The sequence below is a fragment of the Candidatus Regiella insecticola LSR1 genome (assembly GCF_000143625.1).
GTDB classification, from domain to species: domain Bacteria; phylum Pseudomonadota; class Gammaproteobacteria; order Enterobacterales; family Enterobacteriaceae; genus Regiella; species Regiella insecticola.
In genome coordinates this window covers 1-3,139 of sequence record NZ_GL379737.1, presented here as the reverse complement: position 1 = coordinate 3,139, position 3,139 = coordinate 1, and the positions used below count along the sequence as shown (strand labels likewise).

The following is a 3,139-nucleotide window of genomic DNA, read 5'->3' as shown; positions in this document are numbered from 1 at the left end:
ATGTTAATTTATATTCATCGTCACTGGCTTTAGCCAACTCTATAGAGTGCGTAGCAGGAAAGAGATTAAATCACGTAGGATTAATTTTTGGATTAGGAATAGCAGGCACAATCCTCTCAATCGCAGGAATTTTAGATAACTTTCTCAATTTCCTTATCCTAATGGGGGTTGTTTTTCCTCCTGTTGCCGGTGTAATACTTGTTGATTATTATATTTTACGTACTAGTCGCAAGCTACTTGATACGACCCGCGATAAAGAAATTCTACCTACAAAGAAATTAACTCCATCAATAGGGTGGCCTGCAATTATTTCCTGGGTTGCGGGTAGCGTTGTCGGTTTGGTAATTGAGTGGGGCATACCATCGCTCAACGCCTTATTAGTTGCCAGTGTTATATACTGGACAATGTGTACCGTTCGCAAAGTACGTTCAACTAAGATGAGGTGACAAAATTTCCGGCGGTTCCGGCATACGTATGCCACGAATGGTTTTATTGTGAGCTAAAAGAGCGAATATTCGGACTGACGATAGGCATATCGGAGAAGGGACGGATGTAAGCACGGGATTAGCTGGATAGAATTACTCCACACTTTTATGAGCATAGTTTTATTGAAATGGTCGTCTGGCGGTTTGATCCACCTGTTAAAGCCAGTCAACATAGCTACAAATATCGCTTGGCATACATAGAAAAAGGCGTCTGTGTGCTCCGTTATGATAATGAAGCCGGCAAAGGAGACCACAAACACATCGGCAGTCAGGAGAGCCCCATCATTTTTAATGACGCGGCTCAGTTAGTCTCAGATTTCCGTGCCGAAGTAGAGAAGTACAGAAAAGGAGTAATATCATGAAAACATTAACCTTGAATGTTTTAACGTCCGATACTGTTGATGAACGTTTCATTTGCGCGATGAACGGTGATGAAATGGGAGAGTTCATCAGTTTTCCCTCCTTTGATTTGCTTTGGAAAATCATTAGCCCAAAACGCCTGGCTATATTACGAGCTATGGTCGGTGGCGGTGAAATGTCCATACGCAGCGCAGCGCGGCGAGTCGCTCGTGATATTAAAGCCGTACATGCTGATGTGCAGGCGTTGCTTGCGGCGGGTATCATTGAAAAAAACGGGGAGAAAATCTTATTTCCGTATGACCAAATACATGTGGATTTTGTCGTATCGAACATCGCGGCTTAATCAAAAAAATTAAGCCAATAAAGCCAGACGTAAGGATTCGGGCGTAAATATGTAATATCGGCTGTTGATCCTTTCCAATCCTGGATTTTCAAAACATTACAGCATAATTTACGGGTGCTAGATGGGGTCGTTGGTGAGTAGATTGACCCAGTATGATGACTCCTGGTTTTCAGTGTTTCACCAGCTTAAAATCAGGGTGTTCCCCGGCAAGTAAAAGTAATAATATGTACTCACTTTTTGAAACCTTTCTATTTTGCGCACTGTCCTTACTCAACTCTTTTTTCTGCCAATAGTTTAGTGAGATACCAAACAGGTCAGCAGTTTCTTTTTGTGTTAACCCTGCTTTAACACGCAAACGTTTAATTTCTTCTGGCGTTGATAACTCATTTTTCATTGCTGTAACCATCTGTCATTTCTTTAATGATATTAATGAATATATCTTTTTCTACAGGCGATAATGACGAAAAAATATCATCATGATTTATCGAACCAATCGATTGCGTTTTTATTATTTTATTAAAAACAACTTGCCTTGTGGTGGATTTCGATTCGTCTGCTATTTTTTTCTTTGACCGTATTTTTATTTTTTTCTCAAATTTTAATAAACATCCATCATCCATTTTTTGACAGGTTACGCAATATGTTCTGTTTCCGACACCTTTTCTAATATACATTTCATTTGATGAACTCATATTATTTTTGACATCCTCCCCGCCCTAAAGGCCGAGGTTTTGCGGCATACCGGATAATAGTTTAAGGGGGCTTTCGCCCCGTTCTGGTTATGCTCTGGCTTCTACTTTCTTCCAGCCTTTCGCTTTGTGGCGTCCGTCCGTTCCATACATTTCCCGTATTTCTTCTAGCGTATGCTCTTTGCGGTTAAAGCGGCTTTTATGCTCTTCTGGGCGGTAAAACCACTGTTTTTTCTTTACCGCCCATTTCTTTTAAGGTGTCTTTGTGTTCGTGGGTTTCACCGTTGATCCAAACCCAGTTACCAATGATCTCATCCAGTTACCAATGATCTCATAAATCACGCCCGCCAGACAAGAAAGGATATTTAATACATTTTCCAGTTCCTCGCCGTAGTTGTAACGGGCGCTTTCTTCATTACTCTGAAACTGGTTGATTTTGTTGATGTTCGCGATCAAAAAATCAAAAGCAGCATTAACGGCTTTCATCATTTCGTCACCTAAAGGGTTACGATCTGGATGATATTTCAGTGCCATTTTTTTATAGGTCGTTTTAATGTCCTGCTCGGTCAATTCACCGGATAAACCAAAAACGTTTAGGGCTTCTTGTACATTCATTTTAAATCTCCTGCCCGTGGGGGCTTTGGTTGGTAGTGGATAATTCCACTCCCTTCTGTTTATTATACTGACCATTGTCAGTAATACAAGATTTTATTACTCTTTTTTATTTGAGCAGGATCATACGTGTGAGATACGCCGTCCCAGCATTTCCATAATTGGCCGCATTGGGGGACGTTTTTGAAGGGTTTCACGAGCTTCCCAACGATCATGAGCAGTCTGGAGGTTTAACCAAAACTCAGGGGTTGTCTCGAACAATTCAGAAAACAATGTCGCTTCCTCTACTTTATGCTTTCCATTGTTTGGGGAATAACTCTTTCGAGAGCATAAAAAGCTTGTTTATTGTGTTGATGTATTTCGCCTGGGAATGAGTCGTGTTGTATTTTCCTATCGATTGCTTACAACAAGGTATTAGTAACCTCTATACAGGTTTTAATAGGCAGCCACATTTCAAGGCATGAAGGATCGCCTTGCTCAGTGGGTAAGAAATCATACTGTTGATAAAATGGAATGACCTCAGGAGTCATAGGATCAACAAAGAGTCCTATGGCTGATATTTGTTGCGCAACCAACACGGTTCGATAGATAGCATCAACCAATAGCATTTCGCCTAATCTTTTCCCCTGATGAGAACGATCAACAGCAAG

At 40.9% G+C, this 3,139-nt stretch carries 5 protein-coding genes and 2 pseudogenes; 3 read left to right on the top strand and 4 right to left on the bottom strand.

Annotated elements, in window-relative coordinates; translation table 11 throughout:
- From REG_RS10245 to REG_RS10235, 3 genes are all read left to right on the top strand, one after another.
- Positions 1-446 (top strand): cytosine permease (locus REG_RS10245; protein WP_006705579.1); only part of this gene is annotated, 446 nt, incomplete at its 5' end.
- Between the two features lie 122 nt (positions 447-568).
- Positions 569-847, top strand: coding sequence for a toxin-antitoxin system TumE family protein (locus REG_RS13890; RefSeq protein ID WP_006705578.1), 279 nt, complete (start codon positions 569-571; stop codon positions 845-847).
- Positions 844-1,188, top strand: coding sequence for an HVO_A0114 family putative DNA-binding protein (locus REG_RS10235; RefSeq protein ID WP_006705577.1), 345 nt, complete (start codon positions 844-846; stop codon positions 1,186-1,188). The genes REG_RS13890 and REG_RS10235 overlap by 4 nt, the downstream gene beginning before the upstream one ends.
- A 169-nt stretch (positions 1,189-1,357) precedes the next feature.
- On the opposite strand, the gene REG_RS10230 is transcribed toward REG_RS10235, so the two are convergent.
- From REG_RS10230 to REG_RS10215, 4 genes and pseudogenes are all read right to left on the bottom strand, one after another.
- The gene (locus REG_RS10230; protein WP_039908938.1) at positions 1,358-1,582 is read right to left on the bottom strand and encodes a helix-turn-helix domain-containing protein; all 225 of its coding nucleotides are present in this window, start codon (positions 1,580-1,582) and stop codon (positions 1,358-1,360) included.
- Complete coding sequence (locus REG_RS10225) at positions 1,572-1,880, bottom strand: hypothetical protein (RefSeq protein ID WP_006705575.1); 309 nt, start codon at positions 1,878-1,880, stop codon at positions 1,572-1,574. The genes REG_RS10230 and REG_RS10225 overlap by 11 nt, the downstream gene beginning before the upstream one ends.
- Positions 1,881-1,967: 87 nt before the next feature.
- Positions 1,968-2,492 (bottom strand): annotated as a pseudogene (locus REG_RS10220) (J domain-containing protein).
- A gap of 398 nt (positions 2,493-2,890) precedes the next feature.
- Positions 2,891-3,139: pseudogene (locus tag REG_RS10215) on the bottom strand (N-acetyltransferase); the annotation flags it as partial.

Excerpts from the sequence above, each read along its gene's own strand:
- REG_RS10235 (WP_006705577.1), top strand. The coding sequence starts at position 844 with ATGAAAACATTAACCTTGAATGTTTTAACGTCCGATACTGTTGATGAA.
- REG_RS10230 (WP_039908938.1), bottom strand. The coding sequence starts at position 1,582 with ATGAAAAATGAGTTATCAACGCCAGAAGAAATTAAACGTTTGCGTGTT.
- REG_RS10225 (WP_006705575.1), bottom strand. The coding sequence starts at position 1,880 with ATGAGTTCATCAAATGAAATGTATATTAGAAAAGGTGTCGGAAACAGA.